This window comes from Curtobacterium sp. MCLR17_045, assembly GCF_003234405.1.
Taxonomy (GTDB): domain Bacteria; phylum Actinomycetota; class Actinomycetes; order Actinomycetales; family Microbacteriaceae; genus Curtobacterium; species Curtobacterium flaccumfaciens.
The window spans coordinates 190,521-212,596 of the sequence record NZ_QKTB01000001.1 but is presented as its reverse complement, the minus strand read 5'-3'; the positions used below and the strand labels follow the sequence as shown (position 1 = coordinate 212,596).

Sequence of the window (22,076 nt, the reverse complement as noted above, 5' to 3'; positions counted from 1 at the left end):
CCGCAGCAGATCAGGAGCGGAAGCGGTCCTGCCGTGGGCGCGGGGTCCCGGTCAGCGACACCACGAGCAGGGTCGCGAGCAGGGCGAAGCCAGCCAGCTCGATGCCCAGGCCGGCGAGCTGCCAGTACGCGCTGCCGACGTGCTGCGGCTGCGTGATCGACTCCGGCCACCACGACTGGATGAGCGGGAACGAGCCCGGGAACGGGTCGAGGCCGAACACGACGAGCCCGCCGAGCAGCAGCACCACGCCGAGGCCGGCCATCGCCCCACGGGACCGACGGAGCATGTGCACGACGAGGGCCGCACCCATGCCGGCGAGCCCGACGACGGCGATCAGGAACGCGAGCACCACGATGGTCTGCGGCGCGAGCGCGACCCAGTCCAGCACCGCGATCGGCAGCAGCAGCCACCGACCCGTCCGTGCCCAGCGCGCAGGGTTCCGCCATCCGTCCATGGCGACCGACCGTAGGGCACCCGGCCGAACGCCTGCCGAATGCGGCCAGTGGGCCCCGGCGGCAGCGTGCGCTGACTACGATCGGACCCCATGGCGCAGGACCGACCGACCCGGCAGCAGCGGTCGCTCGCGACCCGCACGGCGATCATCGAGGGCGCGGCCGCGGAGTTCGACGAACGCGGGTACGTCGGTGCCTCGATGGACGGCATCGCCGAGCGCATCGGGATGACCAAGGGCGCGCTGTACTTCCACTTCACGTCGAAGGCGGACATGGCGGGTGCCGTGATCGCCGAGCAGCACGCGATCTCCCGGCGGTACGGCGAGGCGGCGGTGTCGAAGGGGACGACCCCGCTCGAGTGGATCCTGTGGTTGGCACAGGGGCTGGCCGTGCAGATGACGACCGAGGTGGTGGTCAGCGCCGGTGTCCGGCTGTCCACCGACGTGGCCGCGAGCGACGTCGACCGGCAGGACCCGTACACCGACTGGACCACGGTGGTCGCCGACTTCGCGCGGCAGGCCGTCGACGCGGGCGAGATCGACCCGCGGTGGGACCCGGACCTGGTCGGCCGGGTCGTCGTCCGCGCCTACACCGGCGTGCAGACCGTCTCGGACGTGATGACTCGTCGGGCCGACCTGTTCGCGGGCCTGCGGGAACTCTGGACGGTCCTGCTGGACGCGTTCGTCACCGAACGGCTGCGTCCGGAGATCCCGCGGCTCGTCGCACTCATCGCTCCGGAGTGACGCGGGTCCCCCCAGGGAAACACCCACGTCACCTCACCTCTGAGACTACCGAGAAGGGTGTCGCGCCACCGGCCCCAGTTCGCGGGCATGTGTCCGGCGGCCCACTAGCCTGACGCGGTGCCCACACCCGCTGCCGAGGTCGACGTCGACGTCCCGCTCGTCCGGTCCCTGCTGCGCGACCAGCACCCCGACCTGGCCGGGCTCCCGCTCGAGGTCGTCGCGAACGGCTGGGACAACGTGGTGCTGCGCCTGGGCGACGACCTGGCTGTCCGGGTCCCCCGTCGGGAGCTGGCCGCACGGCTCGTCGAGCACGAACAGCGCTGGTTGCCGGACATCGCCGCCCGGGTCGGATCGGTCGTCCCGGTGCCGGCCCCGGTGCGCACCGGACGCCCCGCCCTCGGCTACCCGTGGTCGTGGAGCATCGTGCCGTGGCTGCCCGGCACGGCGATCGGTGAACGCGCGGCCGGGGTCCGCGTCGCCGAGGCGCTCGCCGCGTTCGTCGGGCTCCTGCACGTCCCCGCGCCGGCCGACGCCCCGGCGAACCCGTTCCGTGCGGTGCCGCTCGCGTCGCGGAGCGACGCCGTGCTGACGCGACTCGACGAGCACGGCGTGCACCGGGCCGGAGAGCTGGCCACGCTGTGGCGGACCGCAGCCGCCGCGCCCGCGCACACCGGGCCTCCCGTCTGGGTGCACGGCGACCTGCACCCCTTCAACCTGCTCGTCGACTCGTCGGACGGAATCGACCGCCTGTCGGCCGTGGTCGACTTCGGGGACGTCACCGCGGGCGACCCCGCCGTCGACCTCGCCACCGCCTGGCTGACGCTCGACGTGCCGGGGCGTTCCGCGTTCCGGGCGCGCGTCGCGGCCCCGGACGCCACCTGGCTGCGCGCCCGCGGGTGGGTGGTCGCGCTCGCGTCCGCGCTGGCGACCGCCGACGAACGCGCCTTCCGGAGCGTCGCGGGACGGAGCATCGACGCGGTGCTGGACGACTGAGTCCCCGCGGGGCTATCGTGACCGCACCATCCGTGCACAGCCGATCGGAGGGGCCACCATGACCCTCGAGCTCCGCGTCCAGCACGACGTCGCCACCGACGCCTCCCCCGCCCCCGTCCGACCCGAGCGACGCGGTCTCCGCGGCCTGCTCGACCGTCTCTCGGACCGCCGCGCCGCCGCCCGCGCGCGACGGGTCGACGACCGGGTCCGCGAACTCGGGGAACTCGTCCACCTGCTCTCCGATGCCCGCGCGGTCGTGGAACGCGGGTGGGTCCAGCACGCCTGGTTCGCCTACCTCGACGAGCACGGCCGCGAGCGCAAGGCCTCCAGTGCCGCCGCGATGGACGTGCAGGGCCGGCCGCTCGTCGGTGCCTGCCTGGTCGGCGCGGTCGTGTCCGCCGCCGGCGGCCCGCACGCGGTGCACGCTCCCCGGGTGCAGCACGCGCTCGACGTCGTGTGGCACGCCCTCGCCCGCGACGAGGGCGAGCCCGTGCTGTGGTGCCCCGCGCCGGACATCCGGATGGGGCGGGTACGGGACCTGACGAGCTGGAACGACGCCCCGGCACGCTCCGGCGCCGAGGTCGCCGGGCTGCTCCTGACGGCCGAACGGGTCGCCGTGCAGGAGTCGACGCGCCTGCAGGAGCTCCGGGTGGCACGATCGGGGGCATGAGCGACGTCGAAGCGGTCCCCGAGGTGCACCCCGCGAGCACCAGCACCCTGGCCGCGAGCGGCAACGCCCTGCTGTCGGACGAAGGGTCCACGCGGAACCCCGACGGCGCGACGGCCGCGGACGGCGCGGTCGCCGACGCCGCTGCCGCCGACGCCGCGGTGAAGCGGACGCTGCACCGGTACCTGCAGAAGCACCGCTCGGCCCTGCTGGCCAAGCTCGACGGGCTCGCGGAGCGGCAGGCCCGCTGGCCGGTGACGCCGACGGGCACGAACGTCCTCGGGTTGGTGAAGCACGTCGCCGGGGTGCAGGCCGGCTACTTCGGCGAGGTGTTCGGGCGGCCGTTGCCGGACCAGCCCGCCTGGCTCGAGTCGGAGGACGGCGAGGACATGTACGCCTCGCTCGACGAGACCATGGCCGACATCGTGGCCTTCCACCACCGGAGTGCCGCCCACGCCGACGCCACGATCGAGGCGCTCGACCTCACCGCCACCGGGAACGTGCCGTGGTGGCCGGAGGGGCACCGGGACGTCACCCTGCACCGGATCCTGGTGCACATGGCGTACGAGACCGCCCGGCACGCCGGTCACGCCGACATCGTGCGCGAGATGCTCGACGGCCTGGCCGGCGACGGTGACGGCAACCTGGCCGACAAGTCCCCGGACGAATGGGTCCGGTGGCGCGAGCAGCTCGTCGACATCGCGGAGCGAGCGGGGTTGCGCGGCCTCGGCGCATAGCCGAGCAGGCAGACCGATCGTTACCGTTCTCCCAGGCTCGCCCTGGTGAACCCCTGCTGATCAGGGGTTGTCATCCTCGCAACCGCAAGGGAAACCGTCGTCTCGGTGGGGTTGCGTTGTACAACCGGTCCAGCTGCTGCGTAGCTTTGGCCGAGCTCGTGCCCCGATCTGTGGGCAGTTCAGCCGACCGGAAGGGGAGCGCCCACCCGTGTTCCAGTACGTCGTGGAGCGATGGAACCAGATCTGGTTCGCATCGTGGCAGCACTTCTCACTGGTCGTCCAGTGCGTCGTCCTCGCCACGGTCATCGCCGTGGTGCTCGCCACACTCGTCTACCGCAGCCCGCGCCTGACCGCGTTCGCGAACGGGGTGTCGGCCATCGGCCTCACCCTGCCGTCGTTCGCCGTCATCGGCCTGCTCATCGTCCCGCTCGGCTTCGGCGTCCTGCCGTCGGTCGTGACGGTCGTCTTCTTCGCCGCGCTGCCGATCCTGCGCAACGCGGTCGTCGGTCTCGCCGAGATCCCGCCTGCCGTCGTCGAGTCGGCTCGTGGCATCGGCATGAGCCGGTTCCGCACCCTGCTGCAGGTCGAGCTGCCGATGGCGTGGCCGATCATCCTGAGCGGTGTCCGCGTGGCCGCGCAGATGGTGATGGGCATCGCCGCCATCGCCGCGTACGCGCTCGGCCCCGGGCTCGGCGGCTTCATCTTCTCCGGGCTGTCCCGCCTCGGCGGCGCCAACGCCCTGTTCTCCGTCGTGGTCGGGGTGGTCGGCGTCGTCCTGCTCGCCCTGGTCCTCGACCTGCTCCTCATCGGCCTCGGCCGCCTGACCATCTCGAGAGGTATCCGTGTCCAGCACTGACTCCGCCACCACCACCGCGCTCGACGGGGACGTCACCGGGCGCAGCATCCTGCTCGACGAGGTCACCAAGCGGTACCCCGGGCAGTCGAAGCCCGCCGTCGACGGCATCACGCTCGAGATCCCGGCCGGCAAGATCGTCATGCTCGTCGGCCCGTCCGGCTGCGGCAAGACGACGACCCTCAAGATGATCAACCGCCTGATCGAGCCCACCCAGGGCCGGATCGTCGTCGGCGACGACGACGTCACCGGCATCGACGGCGACGAGCTCCGCCGCCGCATGGGCTACGTGATCCAGGCCGGCGGGCTCTTCCCGCACATGACGGTCGCGGCGAACATCGCGATCGTGCCGAAGATGCTCGGCTGGTCGAAGGAGAAGATCGCGGCGCGTGTCGACGAGCTGCTCGACCTGGTCTCGCTCGATCCCGACACCTACCGCGACCGGTTCCCCCGCGAACTCTCCGGTGGCCAGCAGCAGCGCGTCGGCGTGGCCCGGGCGCTCGCGGCGGATCCGCCCGTCCTGCTCATGGACGAGCCGTTCGGTGCGGTCGACCCGATCACCCGCCAGCGCCTGCAGGACGAGCTGCTGCGCATCCAGGAGGAACTGCACAAGACGATCGTCATCGTCACGCACGACTTCGACGAAGCCGTGAAGCTCGGCGACTGGATCGTCATCTTCACCGAGGGTGCGCACATCGTGCAGTACGACACCCCGGAGCGGATCCTGGCCGAGCCGGCGAACGAGTTCGTCGAGAACTTCATCGGCTCCGGCGCGGGCCTGAAGCAGCTCACGCTGAACCGCGTGCGCGACGTCGAGGTCGAGTCGGCCGTGACCTGCTCGCCCGGCGAAGAGGTCAAGGCCGTGCTGCAGCGGATGAACGAGGCCGGCGGGCACCAGCACGCCGTCGTCGTCGACCACCGCCAGCGCCCGATCGGGTGGCCGTCGCGCCGCCAGCTCGAGCGTCTCGACCGCATCCCCGACGGCGTCGAGCCCGGCCTGCCCGTCGTGGGCGAGGCCGCGACGCTCAACGACGCGCTCGACACCATGCTCGTCTCGAGCGCCGGCGCCGCACTCGTCACCGGTCGTCGTGACGCGTTCCGCGGGGTCATCACCGTCGAGACCGTGATGGAGGCGATCACCCGCTCCCGCGCGACCGCCGCAGGCGACCAGGCCTACACGCCCGTCGGCACGAACACGAACCCGATCGAGACCATGCCGTCGTCACCGGTGTCGGCCATGCCCACCGGAGAAGACCTGTGAGCGCAGTCGCCGCTGCCGGCCCCGCCACCGGTGCGAGCACCTCGTGGAAGGGCCTGCTGTTCCAGCCGATCGCGATCCTGGTCGTCCTGGCCGGCTTCGCGGTGTGGCTCGCGACGGCGGACCTGACCCCGACGGAGCGCACGACGCTCAACCCGGCGGACATCCTGGCCCTGACCGGCCAGCACCTCGTGCTGACCCTGCAGTCGACGGTCCTGGTGCTCGTGATCGGCATCCCGCTGGGCGTCGTGCTGACCCGCGGGCCGCTGCGCCGGGCGAGCCCGTACGTGCTCGCCGTCGCGAACTTCGGGCAGGCGGCCCCGGCCGTCGGCCTCATCGTGCTGCTCGCCGCCTGGCTCGGTCTGAACTCGCGGTCCGTAGTCGTCGCGCTCGTGCTCTACGCGATCCTGCCGGTGCTCCGGAACACCATGATCGGCGTGCAGAGCGTCGACGCCCGACTGGTCGAGGCCGGTCGCGGCATGGGCATGAGCGCCTTCAGCGTGCTGATGCGCGTCGAACTGCCGCTCGCGGTGCCCGTGATGCTCTCGGGCATCCGGACCGCGCTCGTGCTGCTCGTCGGCACGGCGAGCCTGGCCACCTTCGTCGGTGCGGGCGGACTCGGTCTGCTCATCACCACGGGCGTGACGCTGTTCCTGCCGAAGCTCCTGGTCGCCGGGGCCCTGCTCGTCGCCCTGCTCGCCCTCTCCATCGACTGGCTCGGCCGCGTGGTCGAGACGGTCGCACGACCGAAGGGACTCCGATGACCCGCCGCACCCGCCGCACCCGCAGCACCCGCCGCACCCGCACCCGGGTCGGAGCCGCCGCGTTCGTCGCCGGTGCCACCGCCCTCGTCCTGACCGGGTGCGGCCTGCAGCCCGCGACGTCGTTCGTGCCCGAGGCCGGCGCCGGCTCCATCCAGCGCATCGACGACCTGCCGGCCGGCGCCCACCTCACCGTGACGTCGAAGAACTTCACCGAGCAGCTCGTGCTCGGCAAGATCGCCGTGCTCGCCGCCAAGGCCGCCGGGTTCGACGTCACCGACGAGACGAACGTGCCCGGCAGCGTCGCTGTCCGTGAGCTGATGACCTCGCACGCGGCCGACTTCACGTACGAGTACACCGGCACCGCCTGGCTGACCTTCATGGGCCACACGAAGGGGATCCCGGACAAGACCGAGCAGTGGACGGCGGTGAAGAAGGAGGACGCCGGCAACGGGCTGACCTGGCTCGAACCGGCGCCGATGAACAACACCTACGCGTTCGCCGTCCGCAACGAGGCCGTCAAGGAGCTCGGGGACGTCAAGACGCTCTCCGACATCACCAAGCTGCCGGTCGACCAGCGCACGTTCTGCGTGGAGTCGGAGTTCAACTCCCGTGCCGACGGCTTCAAGCCGATGCTCAAGAAGTACGGTCTGGAGCTCGGCGGTTCCGGGTCGAACGGGGTGCCGAGCAGCAACGTCAGCATCCTCGACACCGGCACGGTCTACACGGCCACCGACCGCGGCAAGTGCAACTTCGGTGAGGTCTTCACCACCGACGGCCGCATCAAGTCGCTCGGGCTGACGGTGCTCGAGGACGACAAGGGGTTCTTCCCGGCGTACAACGTCGCGCCCGTCATCGACTCGAAGACACTCAAGGAGTACCCGCAGCTCGAGGGGATCTACGACCAGATCTCACCGAAGCTCACGGACGCCGTGCTGCAGGAGCTGAACCGCCAGGTCGACGTCGAGGGGCGTGAGCCGGCGGACGTCGCCTTCGACTGGATGGTGAAGGAGGGCTTCATCACGAAGCCCTGACCGTTCTCGACGCGCGCACCGACGGACGGGAGGCGCGGTGCCAGCCGGCACCACGCCTCCCGTCCGTTCGTGGTCGCGTCTCAGGCCGCGGCGATGCGCGCAGCCGTGTCGCGGATCGACGCGACCACCGCCGCCCGCACCTGTTCCGGGTCAGAACCCTCGTGCCGAGCGGCACTGCGGAGCCCCGTCATGCACATGCCGAGCAGCATCTCCGCCGCCTGCGGGGTCGCCGCCTCCGGCCCCCAGGCCGGGTCGCGTTCGAGGATCGTGCGCACCGCGCCGGTCATCGCCTCGGCGACCGTGGTCATCCGCGCGACCTGCCGACGCATCAGCTGCGGGAACCGCACGATGACGGCCTTGCGCTCGAGCCGCTCGTGCTCGTCGCCGAACGACGACCCGAACACCAGGAACGCCAGGTCCACGACGGCCTGCGCCGCCGGCTCCCCCGCGACGGCGGCCAGGTGCGCCTCGAGGGTGGCGGGTTCGAGGTCGAGCTCGGTGTGCCCGAGGACCGCGTCCTCCTTGCTCTCGAAGTAGTTGAAGAACGTCCGCGGTGAGACGTCGGCCCGCGCGGCGATCTGCTCGATCGTGGTGCCGTCGACGCCCTGCTCGAGGGCCAGGGACCGAGCCGCCTCGGCGATGCGGTTGCGGGTCTCGATGCGCTTGCGGTCACGGAGACCGAGTTCTGACGGCGTCGCGGAGTCGGGCATGGCCCGACTGTAACCGGAACGTCACATGATCTACAGCAAACGCAAACTTGCAGTCGTGCACCGGACACTACGGTGAACCCATGACCACTCCCGTGCTCGAGGCCCGTGACCTCGCCAGGACCTACGGCCGCGGCGCGACGCGGTTCGACGCGCTCAAGGGGGTGTCGCTGGCGGTGCACCAGGGCGAGAGCCTGGCGATCGTCGGCAAGTCCGGCTCCGGCAAGTCGACGCTGATGCACCTGCTCGCACTGCTCGACAAGCCGTCGGCCGGACAGGTGCTGCTCGACGGCACCGACGCGGCGACGCTCGGTGCCCGCCAGGTCAACCGCACCCGGAACAGCACCTTCGGGTTCGTCTTCCAGCAGTTCTTCCTGACGCCGAAGACCTCGGTGCTCGACAACGTCGTGCTCCCGCTCAAGATCGCAGGCGTCTCCGGAGCCGAGCGGAAGCGCCGGGGCATGGCGGCGCTCGACGCCCTCGGCCTGGCCGACAAGGCGAAGAACGACGCCAACGACCTGTCCGGTGGCCAGAAGCAGCGCGTGGTCATCGCCCGGGCGCTGGTCGGTGAGCCGAGCGTGATCTTCGCCGACGAGCCGACCGGCAACCTCGACACGAACACCGGGCAGGTGGTCGAGGACATGCTGTTCGGGCTGCAGCGCGAGCGGGGGATCACGCTCGTCGTGGTCACGCACGACGAAGAGCTCGCCGCGCGCTGCGACCGCAGCGTCAACGTCCGCGACGGCCTGATCGTCGGCGGACCCGACGACGCGGTCGACGCGTCTGCCACGCACGGAAGGCACTCCGCATGAACATCCTCGACCTCCTGCGCACCGCGGTCTCGAACACCTTCCGCTCGAAGCTGCGCACGACCCTGACCGTCATCGCAATCTTCATCGGCGCCTTCACGATCACCCTGACCTCGGCGATCGGCACGGGCGTCAGCAACTACATCGACAGCCAGGTCTCCTCGATCGGTGACGACGGCACCCTGGTCGTCACGAAGGCCGTGGACTCCACCTCGACCGACAGCGGCCCGGCGAAGTACGACCCCGAGGCCTCGGGCCAGAGCGTCGACCGTGGCCCGGCGTCGTTCTCGTACCTGTCGCAGTCCGACGTCGACGCGATCAAGAAGACGGACGGCATCAAGAGCCTCCGCCCCGCGGTCGCCCTCGCACCGAAGTACGCCGAGTACGGGGACAAGGGCAAGTACGTCGTGTCGCTCACGGCCAACGCCGGCGAGCTCGACGCCGACCTGGCGAGCGGCAAGCAGCTCGACGACGAGACCGACGCCAACCAGGTGATGCTGCCGACCGACTACCTGAAGAACATGGGCCTCGGCAGCGCCTCGGCCGCCGTCGGCAAGGAGCTCACGTTCGCCGTCGACGACTACCAGGGCAAGGCGCACACGCTCACCGCCACCGTCGTCGGGGTGCAGAACGAGTCGCTGTTCGGCAGCGGTGCGGGGGCGAACGCCGCGTTGACCGACGCCATGCAGGCCGCGCAGGAGATCGGCAAGCCCGACTCGATCGCGACGTCCTACGCCAGCGCCACCGCGACGCTCGACGCCGACGCCTCCGTCACCACGGTCAAGAAGTCCCTGGCCGACGACGGGTTCCTCGGTCAGACCATCCAGGACCAGCTCGGTCAGTTCCAGACCGTGATCAGCGGCATCGTCGGGGTCCTGAACGCCTTCGCCGTGATCGCGCTCGTCGCTGCCGGCTTCGGCATCATCAACACCCTGCTCATGAGCGTGCAGGAGCGCACCCGCGAGATCGGCCTGATGAAGGCGATGGGCATGGGTGGCGGCAAGGTCTACACGCTGTTCTCGCTCGAGGCGGTGTTCATCGGGTTCCTCGGCAGCGCCATCGGTGCCGGGGTCGCGATCCTGCTCGGCACCGGGATCTCGAACGTCCTGGCCGGCACGCTCCTCAAGGACCTGCCGGGGCTGCAGATCATGCAGTTCGCGCCGGGGTCCGTCGCCACGATCATCCTCGTCGTGATGTTCATCGCGTTCCTGGCGGGCACCCTGCCGGCACGACGAGCGGCACGGCAGAACCCGATCGAGGCGCTCCGGTACGAGTGACAGGCATGGCTGCCTAGTGTCGGAACGGTGACGACGTTCGGACGCGACCTCGGTGACGGCTACACGCTGACGCTGCGCGACCTGACGACCGTCGATCACGTGCTCGCACTCGTGCACGCCAACACCGATCGTCTGCGAGCCGCCGAGCCCTGGGCCTGGGACCCCCAGACCCGCGAGGCCATCGCCCTGCACACCGAGCGGCTGCTCGGCCAGTTCGCGATGGACCGCGCGCTGCCCTGCGTCATCCGCCAGGACGACCGGATCGTCGGGGTGGCCTCGCTGACGTTTGACCCGTACCTGGGCCAGGCATCGCTCGGCTACTGGGTGGACGCCGGACAGGAGGGCCGTGGTGTCGTCCGGCGGGCGGCCACCGTGTTGATCGGGGTCGCCCGGGCGCGCGGGTGCGCACGGATGGAGATCCGGACGGCGGTCGACAACGCGCGGAGCCGGGGGCTCGCCGAGCGGCTCGGCTTCGCGCACGAGGGCACCCTGCGCGGGGCGCTGCCCCTCGGGCCCGAGCGTGTCGACGTCGCGGTGTACGGCCTGCTGCTCTGACGCCCGTCGCCGTCGTGCAGGCCGACCGACACCGGTCGCCGGTATCGTCGGAGCATGGCCTTGTTCGGACGACGCAACCACGACGTGCGCGATCGACCCATCAGCCAGGTCGAACTGAAGCGGGCGGTCGACGAGGGCTTCCTCATCGCGAAGGCCGCCGTCACCATCGCGGTGGCCAACCGCATCATCACGAACGCCCTGCGTGACCAGGGGTACTTCGACCACGCGCTCATCGCCGAGGCCACGCGCGAGGAACTCCACCGCATGGCCGAGGAACAGCGGGGCGACGCCGCACGGATGCGGGAGATCCGCTCCACCTCGAGCAAGCAGAAGGGCCGTTCTCGCCACCAGCACGACTACCGGCGAGGCGACGACCTGAAGCTCCGGATGCGCGAGGCCACGTACGAGCAGCTCGCCACCATGCTCGACAAGCGGCGCGACGACCAGCACTTCGTCGACGGGATCGTGCTCGCCGCGCGGGCCCGCGCCTGGGACGACATCGGCACCACCGTCGTCGGACGCCTCGGGTGGGCACAGCGTCCGGCCGACGACTACGAGATCGGCCGTGACGACCGGCTGCAGCAGATGCTCGACGAGGACTTCGCCGAGTTGCTCGCCGAGCACCCCGTCGGATCGACCCCGGTCGACGCCGACGAGCCCGACGACGCCGATGGTGACCAGGACGAGTCGGACCCGGCCGATCCCGACACCTCGCGCACCTGACCGACACCACACGCAGTCACGAGTCCCTAGGCTCGGTGCATGGTTGATGCGGTGGTCGTCGGAGCGGGACCGAACGGGCTCGCGGCAGCGGTGACGCTCGCACGCGCCGGACTGTCGGTCGAGGTCGTCGAACGGAACGACACGATCGGCGGCGGCGCCCGCACGGCCGAGCTCACCCTGCCCGGCTTCCTGCACGACGTCTGCTCCGCCGTGCACCCGATGGCCCTGCAGTCCGAGTTCTTCCGGCTGTTCCGGATGGAGGAGCGCATCGAGCTCCGCCTGCCCGAGGTGCAGTACGGCCACCCGCTCGACGGCGGCCGCGCCGGCATCGCCTACCAGGACCTCGACCGCACCGCCGCCGAGCTCGGGGTGGACGGGCCGGCCTTCAAGCAGCTGATGGCCCCGCTGGCGGAGAACGCCGACCAGGTCGCCGACTTCGCGACCGACGCGCTGCTGCACGTGCCGCGGCACCCGCTGACGGTCCTGCGCTTCGGCCTGCGGGCGCTCGAACAGGGCACCGCCGCGTGGAACCTGCGCTTCCGCGGTGAGGCCGCCCCGGCGATGGTGTCCGGCGTCGCCGCGCACTCGATCCAGCACCTGCCGTCCCTGTCCACCGCGGCGGCTGCCCTGTCGCTCGGCTCGTACGCGCACGCCCGCGGCTGGCCGGTGCCGATCGGTGGCAGCCAGGCGATCGTCGACGCGCTCGCCGCGGACCTCGTCGCGCACGGCGGCCGCATCGTCACCGGGCAGGAGGTCCGGTCGCTCGGTGACCTCACCCCGGCGAAGGCGGTGCTGTTCGACACCAGCGTGCCGGGCATGCTCCGGATCGCGGGCAAGCAGATCCCGACCCCGAAGCACGGTGCACTGCGGCGCTTCCGGTTCGGCAACGCGGCGGCGAAGGTCGACTTCGCGCTGTCCGACCCGGTGCCGTGGACCAACGAGTCGCTGCGGAAGGCCGGGACCGTGCACATCGGCGGGACCCGCCAGGAGATCGCGGAGGCCGAACGGGCGGTGGCGCACGGGCAGCACGCCGAGCGCCCGTACGTGCTCGGCGCGGAGCCGACCGTGGTGGACCCGACCCGCGCCCCGAAGGGCAAGCACGTCTTCTGGGCCTACGCGCACGTCCCCGCGGGGTCGGACGTCGACCCGACCGAGGCCGTCACCCGCCAGATCGAGCGGTTCGCGCCGGGGTTCCGCGACGCGATCCTGTCGTCGAGCTCCCGCACCGCCGTGCAGATGGGCGAGTACAACCCGAACTACGTCGGTGGCGACATCGCCGCCGGTGCCGCGAGCTTCTGGCAGCTCGTCAAGCGCCCCGTCCTGTCCAGCGACCCGTGGCGGATGGGCGGCGGCATGTACCTGTGCTCCGAGTCCTCCGCGCCCGGCCCCGGCGTGCACGGCATGGCCGGGTGGCACGCGGCGAAGAGCGCACTCCGGCACACCTTCGGCCTGCCGGAGGACGTCGACCTCACCCCGGAAGGCTGATCACCATGGCGAAGAACGTCCGCATCCTGCACTGCCGTCCCGGAGCCGTGTTCGACGTGCTCGGCGACGGGTGGCTCTACACGACCTGGGTGGTCGGGGCCTCGCGCATGCGCAAGGAAGAGTCCGGCTGGCCGCAGGTCGGTACCCACCTGCACCACTCGTTCGGCGCGTGGCCGATCGTCATCAACGACGTCACGACGTCGCTGGTGTGGGAGCCGCCGCACCGCATGGTCATCCAGCCGAAGGGCTGGCCCATCGGCGAGGCCCGCGTCGAGCTGACCGTCGAACCGCACCGGCACGGCAGCAAGGTCACGATCACCGAGAACGCGGTGGCCGGGCCGGGTTCGTACGTGCCCGACTTCCTCATGCAGCCGCTCATCTGTATCCGCAACCGCGAGACCCTCCGCCGCCTCGAGTGGGTGGCCGTCGGGCGCGCGGCGAACGCCTGAGACGTCCCCACGAACGGACGGGAGGCGCGTGGCGGCGCCGCCACGGCCTCCCGTCCGCCCTGTGGGTGCGTCGACTACTCGGCGCGCGAGAACTCGCTGGCCCGCGCCACCTGGTCGTCGGTCAGGGCGACGCCCGTGTACCGCTCGAACTGACGGGCCGCCTGCAGGGCGATGACCTCGGCGCCGGTGATGACGTGCTTGCGGGCGTCGCGCCCCGCCCGCACGAGCGGAGTCTCCGACGGGAACGCGACCACGTCGAAGACGGTGTGCGCCGCCTCGATCCGTTCCGTCGCGAAGGCGAGTGCGTCCTGCTGGTCGCCGCGCATGCCGAGCGGGGTGACGTTGACGACCAGGTCGGTCTCCCCCGCCTCGCGCTCGTCGGCGACCCACTCGTAGCCGTACTGCGAGGCCAGGGCCGGGCCGGTCTGCTCGTTGCGGGCGACGACCGTCAACCGGTCGAAGCCGGCGCCGCGGAACGCCGCCGTGACGGCCTTGGCCATGCCGCCCGAGCCGCGGAGCAGCACCCGCGAAGCCGGGTCGACCTGGTGCGACCCGAGCAGGGCGGCGATCGCCTCGTAGTCGGTGTTCGACGCGGTGAGCACGCCGTCGTCGTTCACGACCGTGTTGACCGACTGGATCGCGGCGGCGGAGTCCTCGATGTGGTCGACCAGCGGGATGATCGCCTCCTTGAAGGGCATCGACACCGAGCAACCGCGGATCCCGAGCGCACGGATGCCGGCGACGGCGCCGGGCAGATCGGTCGTGGTGAAAGCCTTGTACAGGTAGTTGAGGCCGAGCTCGTCGTACAGGAAGTTGTGGAACCGGGTGCCGATGTTGCTCGGGCGCGCGGCCAGCGACATGCAGACCTGCATGTCCTTGTTCAGGATGGGCATGCCCCCAGTCTCGCACCCTCTCCCTTTCGCGTCCTCGCAGGGATGGAGCGGTCCACACAGACCGGGTGCCGCGCGCCGGGGTAGCGTCAGTGCAGATGACTGAGATCCCGGAGACCATGCGCGCTGTCCGCTTCGACGAGTGGGGTGACCGATCGGTCCTGCACGTCGCCGAGGTGCCCGTTCCCGAGGTGACGCCCGGGCGGGTGCTCGTCCGCGTCCGCGCCGCAGGCATCAACCCCGGTGAGTCGGCCATCCGCCAGGGTGCGTTCGGCGGCGACCTGCCGTCCGGGCAGGGCACCGACTTCGCCGGCATCGTGGTGGCCGTCGGGGCCGAGGTCGACGGCGTCGACGAGGGCGAAGAGGTCATCGGCTGGTCGTGGGACCGCGCCAGCCAGGCCGAGTACGTCTCCGTGCCGGCCGTCCAGGTCGTCCAGAAGCCGCGCCTGCTCGACTGGACCGTGGCGGGTGGCCTCGACGTCATCGCGACCACCGCGGCCGCAGCCGTCCGCGCGGTCGACCCGCGTCCGGGCGAGACCGTCGTGGTGTCCGGCGCCGCCGGCGGGGTCGGCGGCTTCGTCACCCAGCTGCTCGCGAACGAGGGCATCGACGTCATCGCCGTCGCCTCCGAGGCGAACCACGAGTGGCTCCGTTCCAAGCGTGCACGGCCGGTCGCGTACGGCGACGGCCTGCAGGAGCGCATCACCGAACTCGCGACGAACGGCATCGACGCGGTGATCGACACCCACGGCGCCGAGTACGTCCGGCTCGGCATCGCCCTCGGGGTGCCGGTCGACCGCATCGAGACGATCATCGCGTTCGACGAGGCCGCCGAGGTCGGGGCGAAGGCCTCGGGTAGCGCGGACACCGCCGACCCGGAGATCCTCGGGGCGCTCGCTCTCGAGGTGGCGAACGGCGCGATCGAGGTGCCGATCGCCGCGACCTACCCGCTCGACCGTGTGCAGGACGCCTTCGAGGAGCTCGAGCAGGGCCACACCCGCGGCAAGATCGTCCTCATCCCCTGATCCCAGGGCCGCTCAGGGCCGGTCCGGGGGTTTTCCCCACCACGCTCGGGGTGCGTCCCGGATGCGCTCGACCGGTGGCGTTGCGTAGCGTCGTCGGTATGAGCACACTCTCCCGTCCCCGCAACGGTCGTCTGCTGGCCGGCGTCTGCGCCGGTCTCGCCGACCGCTTCAACCTGTCCCGCACCCTGGTCCGGGTGGTCTGGGTCATCCTGAGCTTCTTCCCCGGGCCGCTGTGGATCGCGTACGTCGTGCTGTGGTTCGTGATGCCGCCCGAGGGTGGTCGGCGGCGCTGAGCACCGGTCCGTCCGGACGGGTTAGTGTGGCGGCGTGCCGGTCTCCGTCTTCGATCTGTTCAGCGTCGGTGTCGGCCCCTCGAGCTCGCACACCGTCGGCCCGATGCGGGCCGGTGCCGAATTCGCCACGCTCGTCCGTGGCCTGCCCGTCGCGTCCGTGGTGGTCGACCTGTACGGGTCCCTCGCGTCGACCGGGCAGGGTCACGGCACGCTCGGTGCCGTCGTCGCCGGGCTCATGGGGTCGCACCCGGAGACCGTCGACCCCGATGCCATGGTCCTCGCGCTCGACGCCCTGGAACGCGACGGTGTCCTGCGGCTCGACGGCGGTGCGAGCGTGCCGTTCCGCCTCGCCGACATCGTCCTGCACCCCCTGACGATGCTGCCCCGGCACCCGAACGCCATGCGGCTGCGTGCCCGTGACGCCGCCGGTGCCGACCTTGCGGACGAGACCTACTACTCGATCGGTGGTGGGTTCATCGCACGGGACGAGGCGGCGGAGCCCGCGGCCGACGCATCCGCTGCCGTCGCCGGTGCCGCGATCCCGGTCGACGACGCCGTGCCGTACCCGTTCTCGAGCGGCGCGGAGCTGCTCGCCGCGTGTGCCGGTTCCGGCCTGCCGATCAGCGGTATCGCCCTGGCGAACGAGGCCGTCGCCCGGACGGACGCCGAGATCCGGTCCGGACTGCTGGGCATCCACGGCGTGATGGAGTCGTGCGTCGACCGATCCGTCCGCCGGGGCGGGTGCCTGCCCGGTGGGCTCGACGTCCGCCGTCGCGCGGCCACCTGGCACGAGCAGCTCACCCGCGAGGACCCCGACCACGACCCGCTGTTCGCGATGGAGTGGGTGAACCTCGTCGCCATGGCGGTCAACGAGGAGAACGCCACCGGGGGCCGCGTCGTCACCGCCCCGACGAACGGCGCAGCCGGCATCATCCCCGCGGTCCTGTACTACGCGCTCACCTACGTGCCCACGGTCGCCGACGCTCCCGCCGCCGAACGGGACGACGCCGTCGTGCGGTTCCTGCTCACCGCCGGGGCGATCGGGTCGATCTACAAGGAACGGGCGTCGATCTCCGGTGCCGAGGTCGGCTGCCAGGGCGAGGTCGGTTCTGCGGCGTCGATGGCGGCTGCGGGGCTCGCCGAGGTCCTCGGGGGCACGCCGGAGCAGGTCGAGAACGCCGCCGAGATCGCGATGGAGCACAACCTCGGGCTGACCTGCGACCCGATCGGTGGTCTGGTGCAGATCCCGTGCATCGAGCGGAACGCGATCGCGGCGAACAAGGCGATCAACGCCGCCCGGATGGCCCTGCGCGGCGACGGGGTGCACCACGTGTCGCTCGACCAGGTCGTCGAGACGATGCGGCAGACCGGGGCGGACATGTCGTCGAAGTACAAGGAGACCGCGATGGGCGGGCTCGCGGTGAACGTCCCGCTCTGCTGAGCGCCAGCTCGCGCCCGCTCGCGCGTCAGGCGTGCAGGAGCGTCAGCAGCCGTGCCGTCTCGGTGGCGATGGCGTCCCGGCCTGCCGACACGTACTTGCGCGGGTCGACGACGTCCGGCCGCTCGTCGAGCACGGTACGGAGCGCACGGGTGAACAGGCCGTTCAGGTGCGTTGAGATGTTGATCTTCGTCATCCCCGCGTGCACAGCGCCACGGAGTTCGTCGTCGGACAGGCCCGAGGACCCGTGCAGCACGAGCGGCACCGGCACCGCGGCACGGAGGCGCTCGACCAGGTCACGGTCCACCGAGGCCTCGCGGGTCTGCATCGCGTGCGAGGTCCCCACCGCGACCGCCAGGGCATCGACCCCGGTGTCGGTCACGAACGCGGCGGCGTCGGTCGGATCGGTGCGGACGCCCGGGGCGTGCACGCCGTCCTTGCCGCCGACCTCGCCGAGCTCGGCCTCGATCGCGACCCCCGCGGCGTGACACCGAGCGGCGAGTTGGCGGGTCGCTGCCACGTTGGCGGCGAAGTCCAGGTGCGAACCGTCGTACATGACCGAGTCGACGCCCAGGTCGACGCCGGCCGCCACCAGCTCCGGGTCCTCGATGTGGTCGAGGTGCACGAGGACCTCGACGTCGGCGGCACGAGCGACCGCCTGGGTCGCGGTCGTGATCGGTGCGAGGCCGCCGTGGTACCGGACGCAGTTCTCGCTGATCTGCAGGATCACCGGCAGACCGGCCAGCTCGGCGCCGGAGACGATCGCCTCGGCGTGCTCGAGCAGCACCACGTTGAACGCACCGACCCCGCGGCGTGCCGTGCGGGCGGTGTCGAGCAGGCCGGTGAGGGCGAGGTCGGTGATCATGCGGGGGTCCTCGTTCGGTCGTGGGCGGGAGCGGGCGGGGTGGACAGGAAGCGGTCGACGTCTGCCGGGTCGACCACGCCGGCCACCGGCTGGAGGACGGCCGCGGCACCGTGTGCGGCGGCGGACCGCAGGGCTCGGAGCAGGGTGGCGTCGTCGGGGGCCGGGACGCTGCCGTCAGGCCCGGGGAGACCAGCACCGACGAGGACATCGACGAGCACACTGACGAGCCCGGCGGTGGCGGCGTCCCCGGCGCCGGTCGGGTTGCCCGAGACCCCGGGGACGGCCGGCACCTCGAGCACGTGCTCGGCGGTGTGGGCGGCGATGCCGTCGGATCCGCGGGACACCACGACGACCGTCGCGCCGAGTCCGAGGAGCCGGAGTGCCCCCGAGCGCTCGTCGTCGGTGCCCGTGGCCTCGAGCAGTTCCTCGCGGTTGGGCTTGCAGACCGTCACCCCGGCCGAGGCGGCAGCCAGCAGTGCCGTTCCCGAGCAGTCGACCACGGAGAGCACACCGCGGCGGCGGGCGGCGGTGACCCAGCGGGCGACGACCGTGGGGTCGGTGTCGCGGGGCAGTGAGCCCGACACGACCAGGGCCGCGGCAACCGGGGCACCGGCGGTACCGGCGGCGCCGTCGGCACCGCCAGTACGGCCGACATCGCCGTCGAGCAGTGTCTCGACCGCGGTGGTGACCGCGTCCCACTCGTCGGAGCTGAGCACGGGCCCGGGCTCGCCGAACATCGTCGGGTGCGCGAGGTCGTCCACCACCGTCACGGTCGTGCGGGTCTCGCCACGGACAGCGACGTCGGTGTGGACGAGCCCGAGGTCGTCGAGGGCATGGGCGATCCAGTGCCCGCCGTCGCCGCCGAGGGGCAGCACGGCGTGGGTCGGGACACCGGTGGCTGCGAGGACCCGTCCGACGTTCAAGCCCTTGCCGCCGGGGCACCGCTGGACCTCGAGCACGCGCTGGGTCTCGCCGATGCGCTGTTCGGCGACTCGGTAGGTCACGTCGACGGCCGGGTTCGGGGTGACGACGAGGATCACGCGACCACCGCCGTCGGCAGGGTTCGGACGCTGCCGCGCTCCGGGTCGAGCACGACCAGGTCGGCGGGGGCGCCCACGCTGAGCGGTGCCGGGGCCCTGAGCAGGCGTGCCGCACGCCCCGCGGACGCCGCGACGATCTCGGGCAGGTCGATCCCCGCGTCGAGCAGGCGGCGGACGGCGTCGGCGACCGTGATCGTGCTGCCCGCCAGCGACGAACCGTCGGCGAGCACGGCGAGCCCGTCGCGGACGGTCACCGCCGATCCGGCCACCGTGTACGCCCCGTCGGGGCAGCCCGTCGCCGCCATGGCGTCGGAGACCAGGACCATCCGGCCCGGAGCGCTGCGCTGGACGATGTCGACGGCGACCGGGTCGAGGTGGTGGCCGTCGACGATGCACTCGAGCAGCACACGGTCGTCGGAGAGCGCAACCCCGACCGGCCCGGGCGCACGGTGGTGCAGCGGGGGCATCCCGTTGAACAGGTGGGTGACGAGCGAGGCCCCGGCGTCGACCGCGCGGCGGGTCTGCTCGGCGGTGGCGTCGGTGTGGCCGATGGCGACGACGACCCCGGCGTCGACGAAACGGGCGACGGCGTCGAGTGCACCCGGGAGCTCCGGCGCGAGCGTGACGATCCGCATCGCGCCACCCGCGGCGTCGCAGTAGGCGTCGACCTCGGCGGGGTCCGGGGCGTGCAGCAGGTCCACGCGGTGCGCCCCGCGACGGGCGGGCGCGAGCCACGGCCCCTCCAGGTGCAGTCCGGCGAGCGTGCCGTCCGCGACGAGCGGCCGGAGCCGGGTGAGGGCCGCCACGGTGTCCGCGCGCTCGCCCGTGGCGATGGACCCGACCAGGGTGGTCGTGCCCCGTGACCGGTGGTGCCCAGCGGCGGCACGGGCGTCCTCGGCGGAGCACCCGGCGAAGTCGTGCCCGAGCGCGCCGTGGGCGTGCAGGTCGACGAACCCGGGCACGACTGCGCCGTCAACGGTGACGGCGGTGTCCGTGCGCATCGGGGACCCGGTGCCGGTCGCCAGCACGGTGTCGTCGTCACCGATGACGAGCCAGCCGTCGTGCAGGTCTGCCTGGGCCGTGACGATGCGATGGGCCCGGACGAGGGTGGTCACAGCAGGACCCCGGTCTCGGTCTCGAGCAGCGCGCGTGCGAGGGTCCCCGCTCCGATGGCGCCGGCTGCGTCGCCGTGCCGGGCGGGGACGACGACGGGGACACGGACGCCCTGCAGGCGCTCCGTGACGGCGTCGCGCAGCGGGTCGAGCAGCAGCGGCCCCGACTCGGCGAGTCCCCCGCCGACGATGATGGTGTGGACCCCGGCGACCGCGGTCGTCCAGGCGAGCGCGTCGGCCAGGACCGCGACGCAGTCGTCCCAGACCGCACGGGCAGCGGGGTCGCCCTGGCGGACCAGGAGCATGGCGGCGTGCGCGGACGGCGCGCCGGAACGACGTGCGACTCCCCCGGCGGACGCGATCTCCTCGACGCGGTGGCCCGCGTGCGGACCGGTCTGGATGCGGACCTGCCCGATCTCCCCCGCCCAGCCACCGCCGGACACGACGACGCCGTCGACCACCAGGGCGCTCGCGAGCCCGGTGCCGACCGGCACGAACGAGACCGACCCCCGCGAGAGCGCCGGGTCACCGGCCCGGACCTCGGCCAGGGCGCCGGCGCGGACGTCGTGGCCGAAGGCGAGCGGCACGTCGATCCCGTGACGCAGGAGCTCGGCACGGACGAGGTCACGCACCGGGACGTCGCGCCACCCGAGGTTGACGGACAGGTCCACGGTGCCGCGGGTCTCGTCGACGACGCCGGGGGTCACCACCCCGATGGCTCCGAGCGGCGCCCGTCGGGTGGCCTGTGCGGCCAGTTCGGCGACGACGGCGGCGAGGCGCTCGGCGCCCGGGTCGTCGCGCGGCGTCGGTACCCGGGTCTCGTCGAGGACGAGTCCGTCGGCCGTCGTCAGCCGGGTCTTGATGCCCGTGCCGCCGACGTCGACCCCGAGCACCGCGCCTGCGCCACCCATCAGGTGAGGATGACCGACCGGGTGAGCGACCGGGGGTTGTCCGGGTCGAGCCCGCGTCCCTCAGCCAGGGCGACGGCGAACCGGTGCACCACGACGAGCCCGGCGATCGGGTCGAGGTCGTGCTGGACGAAGCGGGCGCCGGTGGCGGCGACCTCGTCGGCCAGGCCCTCGGGTGCCGTGCCGAGCGACCAGACGAGCCGGCCGGGCTGGGCGATCGCGATGGGACCGTGCCGGTAGTCCATCGCCGGGTAGGACTCAGCCCAGAACTGCGCGGCCTCACGCGTCTTGAGCGCGGCTTCGAACGTCAGGCCGACTGCGGCCCCACGACCGACGAACGAGACCTGCTCGGCGTCGAGCAGGTCGTCGATCGGCACCGTCAGCGCGGTCTCGGCCTGGGCTGCGAGCGCGTCGACGTCGTCACCGATGGACGCCCGCAGCAGTGCGAGCGTCGTGGTGGCGAAGCGGGTCTGGACGACCGAGCGCTCGTCGGCGAAGGGCAGGGCGACCACCTGGTCGGCGACGGCCGCGGCAGGGCTGTCGGCGACGGCCGTGATCAGGACGGTCCGCTGCGACGGCAGGGCCTGCAGCAGGTCGACGATCTCGGTCGTCGTGCCCGAGCGGCTGATCATGAGCACGCGGTCGTACTCGCGGGATGCGGGGTACTCGGATCCGGCGAAGGCATCGGTCACACCGAGGCCCGCCTGCTCACGGGCGACGGCGTAGCTCATGGCGATGAACCAGCTCGTGCCGCAGCCGATCACGGCCACGCGTTCGCCCGGCTGGGGGAGCGCGTCGGCGAAGGTCGGCAGGAGCGCGGCGGCTGCACGCCAGGTCTCCGGCTGCGAGGCCAGTTCAGCGCTCACGAAGGTGTCGGTCATGGGAGCCTTCCGGGTCCGGATCGATCCGGGTGATCGATGATCAGGAAGCGTAGCGAGCGATCGTGCGCAAGGGAAGGGGAAAACGTCATTTCCGATCACCGGGGGACGGTGGTGACGCCGT

General features: G+C 72.1%; 25 protein-coding genes. 17 read left to right on the top strand and 8 right to left on the bottom strand.

Annotation, left to right across the window (positions count from 1 at the left end; genetic code table 11):
* Positions 1-10: 10 nt before the first annotated feature.
* Positions 11-454, bottom strand: coding sequence for a disulfide bond formation protein B (locus DEJ05_RS01090; protein ID WP_111109501.1), 444 nt, complete (start codon positions 452-454; stop codon positions 11-13).
* Positions 455-544: 90 nt separating this feature from the next.
* Here DEJ05_RS01090 and DEJ05_RS01085 point away from each other — a divergent pair, with 90 nt between their 5' ends.
* The 8 genes from DEJ05_RS01085 (at position 545) to DEJ05_RS01050 (ending at position 7,498) form a co-directional block, all read left to right on the top strand.
* Entirely contained in the window at positions 545-1,195 is a 651-nt protein-coding gene (locus tag DEJ05_RS01085; RefSeq protein ID WP_111109500.1) for a ScbR family autoregulator-binding transcription factor, read from the top strand.
* Positions 1,196-1,312: 117 nt separating this feature from the next.
* A complete protein-coding gene (locus tag DEJ05_RS01080; RefSeq protein ID WP_111109499.1) occupies positions 1,313-2,188 on the top strand; it encodes an aminoglycoside phosphotransferase family protein in 876 nt (291 codons plus the stop codon).
* A 58-nt stretch (positions 2,189-2,246) separates the two neighbouring features.
* Entirely contained in the window at positions 2,247-2,858 is a 612-nt protein-coding gene (locus DEJ05_RS01075; RefSeq protein ID WP_111109498.1) for a hypothetical protein, read from the top strand.
* A complete protein-coding gene (locus DEJ05_RS01070) occupies positions 2,855-3,592 on the top strand; it encodes a DinB family protein (RefSeq protein ID WP_111109497.1) in 738 nt (245 codons plus the stop codon). The genes DEJ05_RS01075 and DEJ05_RS01070 overlap by 4 nt, the downstream gene beginning before the upstream one ends.
* Before the next feature lie 208 nt (positions 3,593-3,800).
* Entirely contained in the window at positions 3,801-4,448 is a 648-nt protein-coding gene (locus tag DEJ05_RS01065; protein WP_071245638.1) for an ABC transporter permease, read from the top strand.
* On the top strand, positions 4,435-5,706 hold the full coding sequence (locus tag DEJ05_RS01060) for an ABC transporter ATP-binding protein (RefSeq protein ID WP_111102675.1): 1,272 nt from the start codon (positions 4,435-4,437) through the stop codon (positions 5,704-5,706). The genes DEJ05_RS01065 and DEJ05_RS01060 overlap by 14 nt, the downstream gene beginning before the upstream one ends.
* Complete coding sequence (locus DEJ05_RS01055; protein ID WP_111109496.1) at positions 5,703-6,467, top strand: ABC transporter permease; 765 nt, start codon at positions 5,703-5,705, stop codon at positions 6,465-6,467. Before DEJ05_RS01060 ends, DEJ05_RS01055 begins: the two co-directional genes overlap by 4 nt.
* Positions 6,464-7,498 carry a glycine betaine ABC transporter substrate-binding protein gene (locus DEJ05_RS01050; RefSeq protein ID WP_111109495.1) on the top strand — a complete coding sequence of 345 codons (1,035 nt, stop codon included), beginning with the start codon at positions 6,464-6,466 and terminating at the stop codon, positions 7,496-7,498. The genes DEJ05_RS01055 and DEJ05_RS01050 overlap by 4 nt, the downstream gene beginning before the upstream one ends.
* A gap of 80 nt (positions 7,499-7,578) precedes the next feature.
* Here DEJ05_RS01050 and DEJ05_RS18245 read toward each other — a convergent pair whose 3' ends face one another.
* Entirely contained in the window at positions 7,579-8,208 is a 630-nt protein-coding gene (locus DEJ05_RS18245) for a TetR/AcrR family transcriptional regulator (RefSeq protein WP_111038413.1), read from the bottom strand.
* A gap of 80 nt (positions 8,209-8,288) precedes the next feature.
* On the opposite strand from DEJ05_RS18245, the gene DEJ05_RS01040 reads away from it, so the two are divergent.
* From DEJ05_RS01040 to DEJ05_RS01015, 6 genes are read left to right on the top strand one after another with little or no spacing between them, the layout of a single operon-like run.
* Positions 8,289-9,017, top strand: coding sequence for an ABC transporter ATP-binding protein (locus tag DEJ05_RS01040; RefSeq protein WP_031260145.1), 729 nt, complete (start codon positions 8,289-8,291; stop codon positions 9,015-9,017).
* A complete protein-coding gene (locus DEJ05_RS01035; protein WP_111109494.1) occupies positions 9,014-10,291 on the top strand; it encodes an ABC transporter permease in 1,278 nt (425 codons plus the stop codon). The genes DEJ05_RS01040 and DEJ05_RS01035 overlap by 4 nt, the downstream gene beginning before the upstream one ends.
* Before the next feature lie 27 nt (positions 10,292-10,318).
* The gene (locus DEJ05_RS01030; RefSeq protein ID WP_181433002.1) at positions 10,319-10,846 is read left to right on the top strand and encodes a GNAT family N-acetyltransferase; all 528 of its coding nucleotides are present in this window, start codon (positions 10,319-10,321) and stop codon (positions 10,844-10,846) included.
* A gap of 54 nt (positions 10,847-10,900) precedes the next feature.
* The gene (locus DEJ05_RS01025) at positions 10,901-11,569 is read left to right on the top strand and encodes a hypothetical protein (RefSeq protein WP_111028900.1); all 669 of its coding nucleotides are present in this window, start codon (positions 10,901-10,903) and stop codon (positions 11,567-11,569) included.
* 39 nt (positions 11,570-11,608) lie between these two features.
* On the top strand, positions 11,609-13,054 hold the full coding sequence (locus tag DEJ05_RS01020) for an NAD(P)/FAD-dependent oxidoreductase (protein WP_111028901.1): 1,446 nt from the start codon (positions 11,609-11,611) through the stop codon (positions 13,052-13,054).
* Between the two features lie 5 nt (positions 13,055-13,059).
* Entirely contained in the window at positions 13,060-13,503 is a 444-nt protein-coding gene (locus tag DEJ05_RS01015; protein WP_111109493.1) for an SRPBCC family protein, read from the top strand.
* 74 nt (positions 13,504-13,577) lie between these two features.
* On the opposite strand, the gene DEJ05_RS01010 is transcribed toward DEJ05_RS01015, so the two are convergent.
* Positions 13,578-14,396 (bottom strand): shikimate 5-dehydrogenase, encoded by an 819-nt coding sequence (locus DEJ05_RS01010; protein WP_111109492.1) that lies wholly within the window; start codon positions 14,394-14,396, stop codon positions 13,578-13,580.
* A gap of 95 nt (positions 14,397-14,491) precedes the next feature.
* Between DEJ05_RS01010 and DEJ05_RS01005 the strand changes: the two genes are divergently transcribed.
* The 3 genes from DEJ05_RS01005 (at position 14,492) to DEJ05_RS00995 (ending at position 17,152) form a co-directional block, all read left to right on the top strand.
* The gene (locus DEJ05_RS01005; RefSeq protein ID WP_071406237.1) at positions 14,492-15,418 is read left to right on the top strand and encodes an NADP-dependent oxidoreductase; all 927 of its coding nucleotides are present in this window, start codon (positions 14,492-14,494) and stop codon (positions 15,416-15,418) included.
* 98 nt (positions 15,419-15,516) lie between these two features.
* On the top strand, positions 15,517-15,711 hold the full coding sequence (locus tag DEJ05_RS01000) for a PspC domain-containing protein (protein WP_027466823.1): 195 nt from the start codon (positions 15,517-15,519) through the stop codon (positions 15,709-15,711).
* 34 nt (positions 15,712-15,745) lie between these two features.
* Positions 15,746-17,152: an L-serine ammonia-lyase gene (locus tag DEJ05_RS00995; RefSeq protein WP_111109491.1), complete on the top strand. Its 1,407-nt coding sequence runs from the start codon at positions 15,746-15,748 to the stop codon at positions 17,150-17,152.
* A gap of 25 nt (positions 17,153-17,177) precedes the next feature.
* Here the strand turns inward: DEJ05_RS00995 and DEJ05_RS00990 are convergent, their stop codons facing one another.
* Genes DEJ05_RS00990 through DEJ05_RS00970 form a run of 5 tightly spaced genes read right to left on the bottom strand, consistent with a single transcriptional unit; the run spans position 17,178 to position 21,955 of the window.
* A complete protein-coding gene (locus tag DEJ05_RS00990) occupies positions 17,178-18,014 on the bottom strand; it encodes a class II fructose-bisphosphate aldolase (RefSeq protein WP_111109490.1) in 837 nt (278 codons plus the stop codon).
* A complete protein-coding gene (locus DEJ05_RS00985) occupies positions 18,011-19,054 on the bottom strand; it encodes a 1-phosphofructokinase family hexose kinase (RefSeq protein WP_111109489.1) in 1,044 nt (347 codons plus the stop codon). Before DEJ05_RS00985 ends, DEJ05_RS00990 begins: the two co-directional genes overlap by 4 nt.
* A complete protein-coding gene (gene nagA / locus DEJ05_RS00980; RefSeq protein ID WP_111109488.1) occupies positions 19,051-20,169 on the bottom strand; it encodes an N-acetylglucosamine-6-phosphate deacetylase in 1,119 nt (372 codons plus the stop codon). Before nagA ends, DEJ05_RS00985 begins: the two co-directional genes overlap by 4 nt.
* Complete coding sequence (locus DEJ05_RS00975; protein WP_111109487.1) at positions 20,166-21,077, bottom strand: ROK family protein; 912 nt, start codon at positions 21,075-21,077, stop codon at positions 20,166-20,168. The genes nagA and DEJ05_RS00975 overlap by 4 nt, the downstream gene beginning before the upstream one ends.
* A complete protein-coding gene (locus DEJ05_RS00970; RefSeq protein ID WP_071406232.1) occupies positions 21,077-21,955 on the bottom strand; it encodes an SIS domain-containing protein in 879 nt (292 codons plus the stop codon). Before DEJ05_RS00970 ends, DEJ05_RS00975 begins: the two co-directional genes overlap by 1 nt.
* Positions 21,956-22,076 lie beyond the last annotated feature (121 nt).

Coding starts and splice junctions, on each gene's coding strand:
- DEJ05_RS01050 (WP_111109495.1), top strand. CDS start 6,464: ATGACCCGCCGCACCCGCCGCACCCGCAGCACCCGCCGCACCCGCACC.
- DEJ05_RS01020 (WP_111028901.1), top strand. CDS start 11,609: ATGGTTGATGCGGTGGTCGTCGGAGCGGGACCGAACGGGCTCGCGGCA.
- DEJ05_RS01035 (WP_111109494.1), top strand. CDS start 9,014: ATGAACATCCTCGACCTCCTGCGCACCGCGGTCTCGAACACCTTCCGC.
- DEJ05_RS01010 (WP_111109492.1), bottom strand. CDS start 14,396: ATGCCCATCCTGAACAAGGACATGCAGGTCTGCATGTCGCTGGCCGCG.
- DEJ05_RS01085 (WP_111109500.1), top strand. CDS start 545: ATGGCGCAGGACCGACCGACCCGGCAGCAGCGGTCGCTCGCGACCCGC.
- DEJ05_RS01075 (WP_111109498.1), top strand. CDS start 2,247: ATGACCCTCGAGCTCCGCGTCCAGCACGACGTCGCCACCGACGCCTCC.
- DEJ05_RS00970 (WP_071406232.1), bottom strand. CDS start 21,955: ATGACCGACACCTTCGTGAGCGCTGAACTGGCCTCGCAGCCGGAGACC.
- DEJ05_RS01000 (WP_027466823.1), top strand. CDS start 15,517: ATGAGCACACTCTCCCGTCCCCGCAACGGTCGTCTGCTGGCCGGCGTC.
- DEJ05_RS01070 (WP_111109497.1), top strand. CDS start 2,855: ATGAGCGACGTCGAAGCGGTCCCCGAGGTGCACCCCGCGAGCACCAGC.
- DEJ05_RS00990 (WP_111109490.1), bottom strand. CDS start 18,014: ATGATCACCGACCTCGCCCTCACCGGCCTGCTCGACACCGCCCGCACG.
- DEJ05_RS00975 (WP_111109487.1), bottom strand. CDS start 21,077: ATGGGTGGCGCAGGCGCGGTGCTCGGGGTCGACGTCGGCGGCACGGGC.
- DEJ05_RS01090 (WP_111109501.1), bottom strand. CDS start 454: ATGGACGGATGGCGGAACCCTGCGCGCTGGGCACGGACGGGTCGGTGG.
- DEJ05_RS18245 (WP_111038413.1), bottom strand. CDS start 8,208: ATGCCCGACTCCGCGACGCCGTCAGAACTCGGTCTCCGTGACCGCAAG.
- DEJ05_RS01025 (WP_111028900.1), top strand. CDS start 10,901: ATGGCCTTGTTCGGACGACGCAACCACGACGTGCGCGATCGACCCATC.
- DEJ05_RS01040 (WP_031260145.1), top strand. CDS start 8,289: ATGACCACTCCCGTGCTCGAGGCCCGTGACCTCGCCAGGACCTACGGC.
- DEJ05_RS01005 (WP_071406237.1), top strand. CDS start 14,492: ATGACTGAGATCCCGGAGACCATGCGCGCTGTCCGCTTCGACGAGTGG.
- DEJ05_RS01015 (WP_111109493.1), top strand. CDS start 13,060: ATGGCGAAGAACGTCCGCATCCTGCACTGCCGTCCCGGAGCCGTGTTC.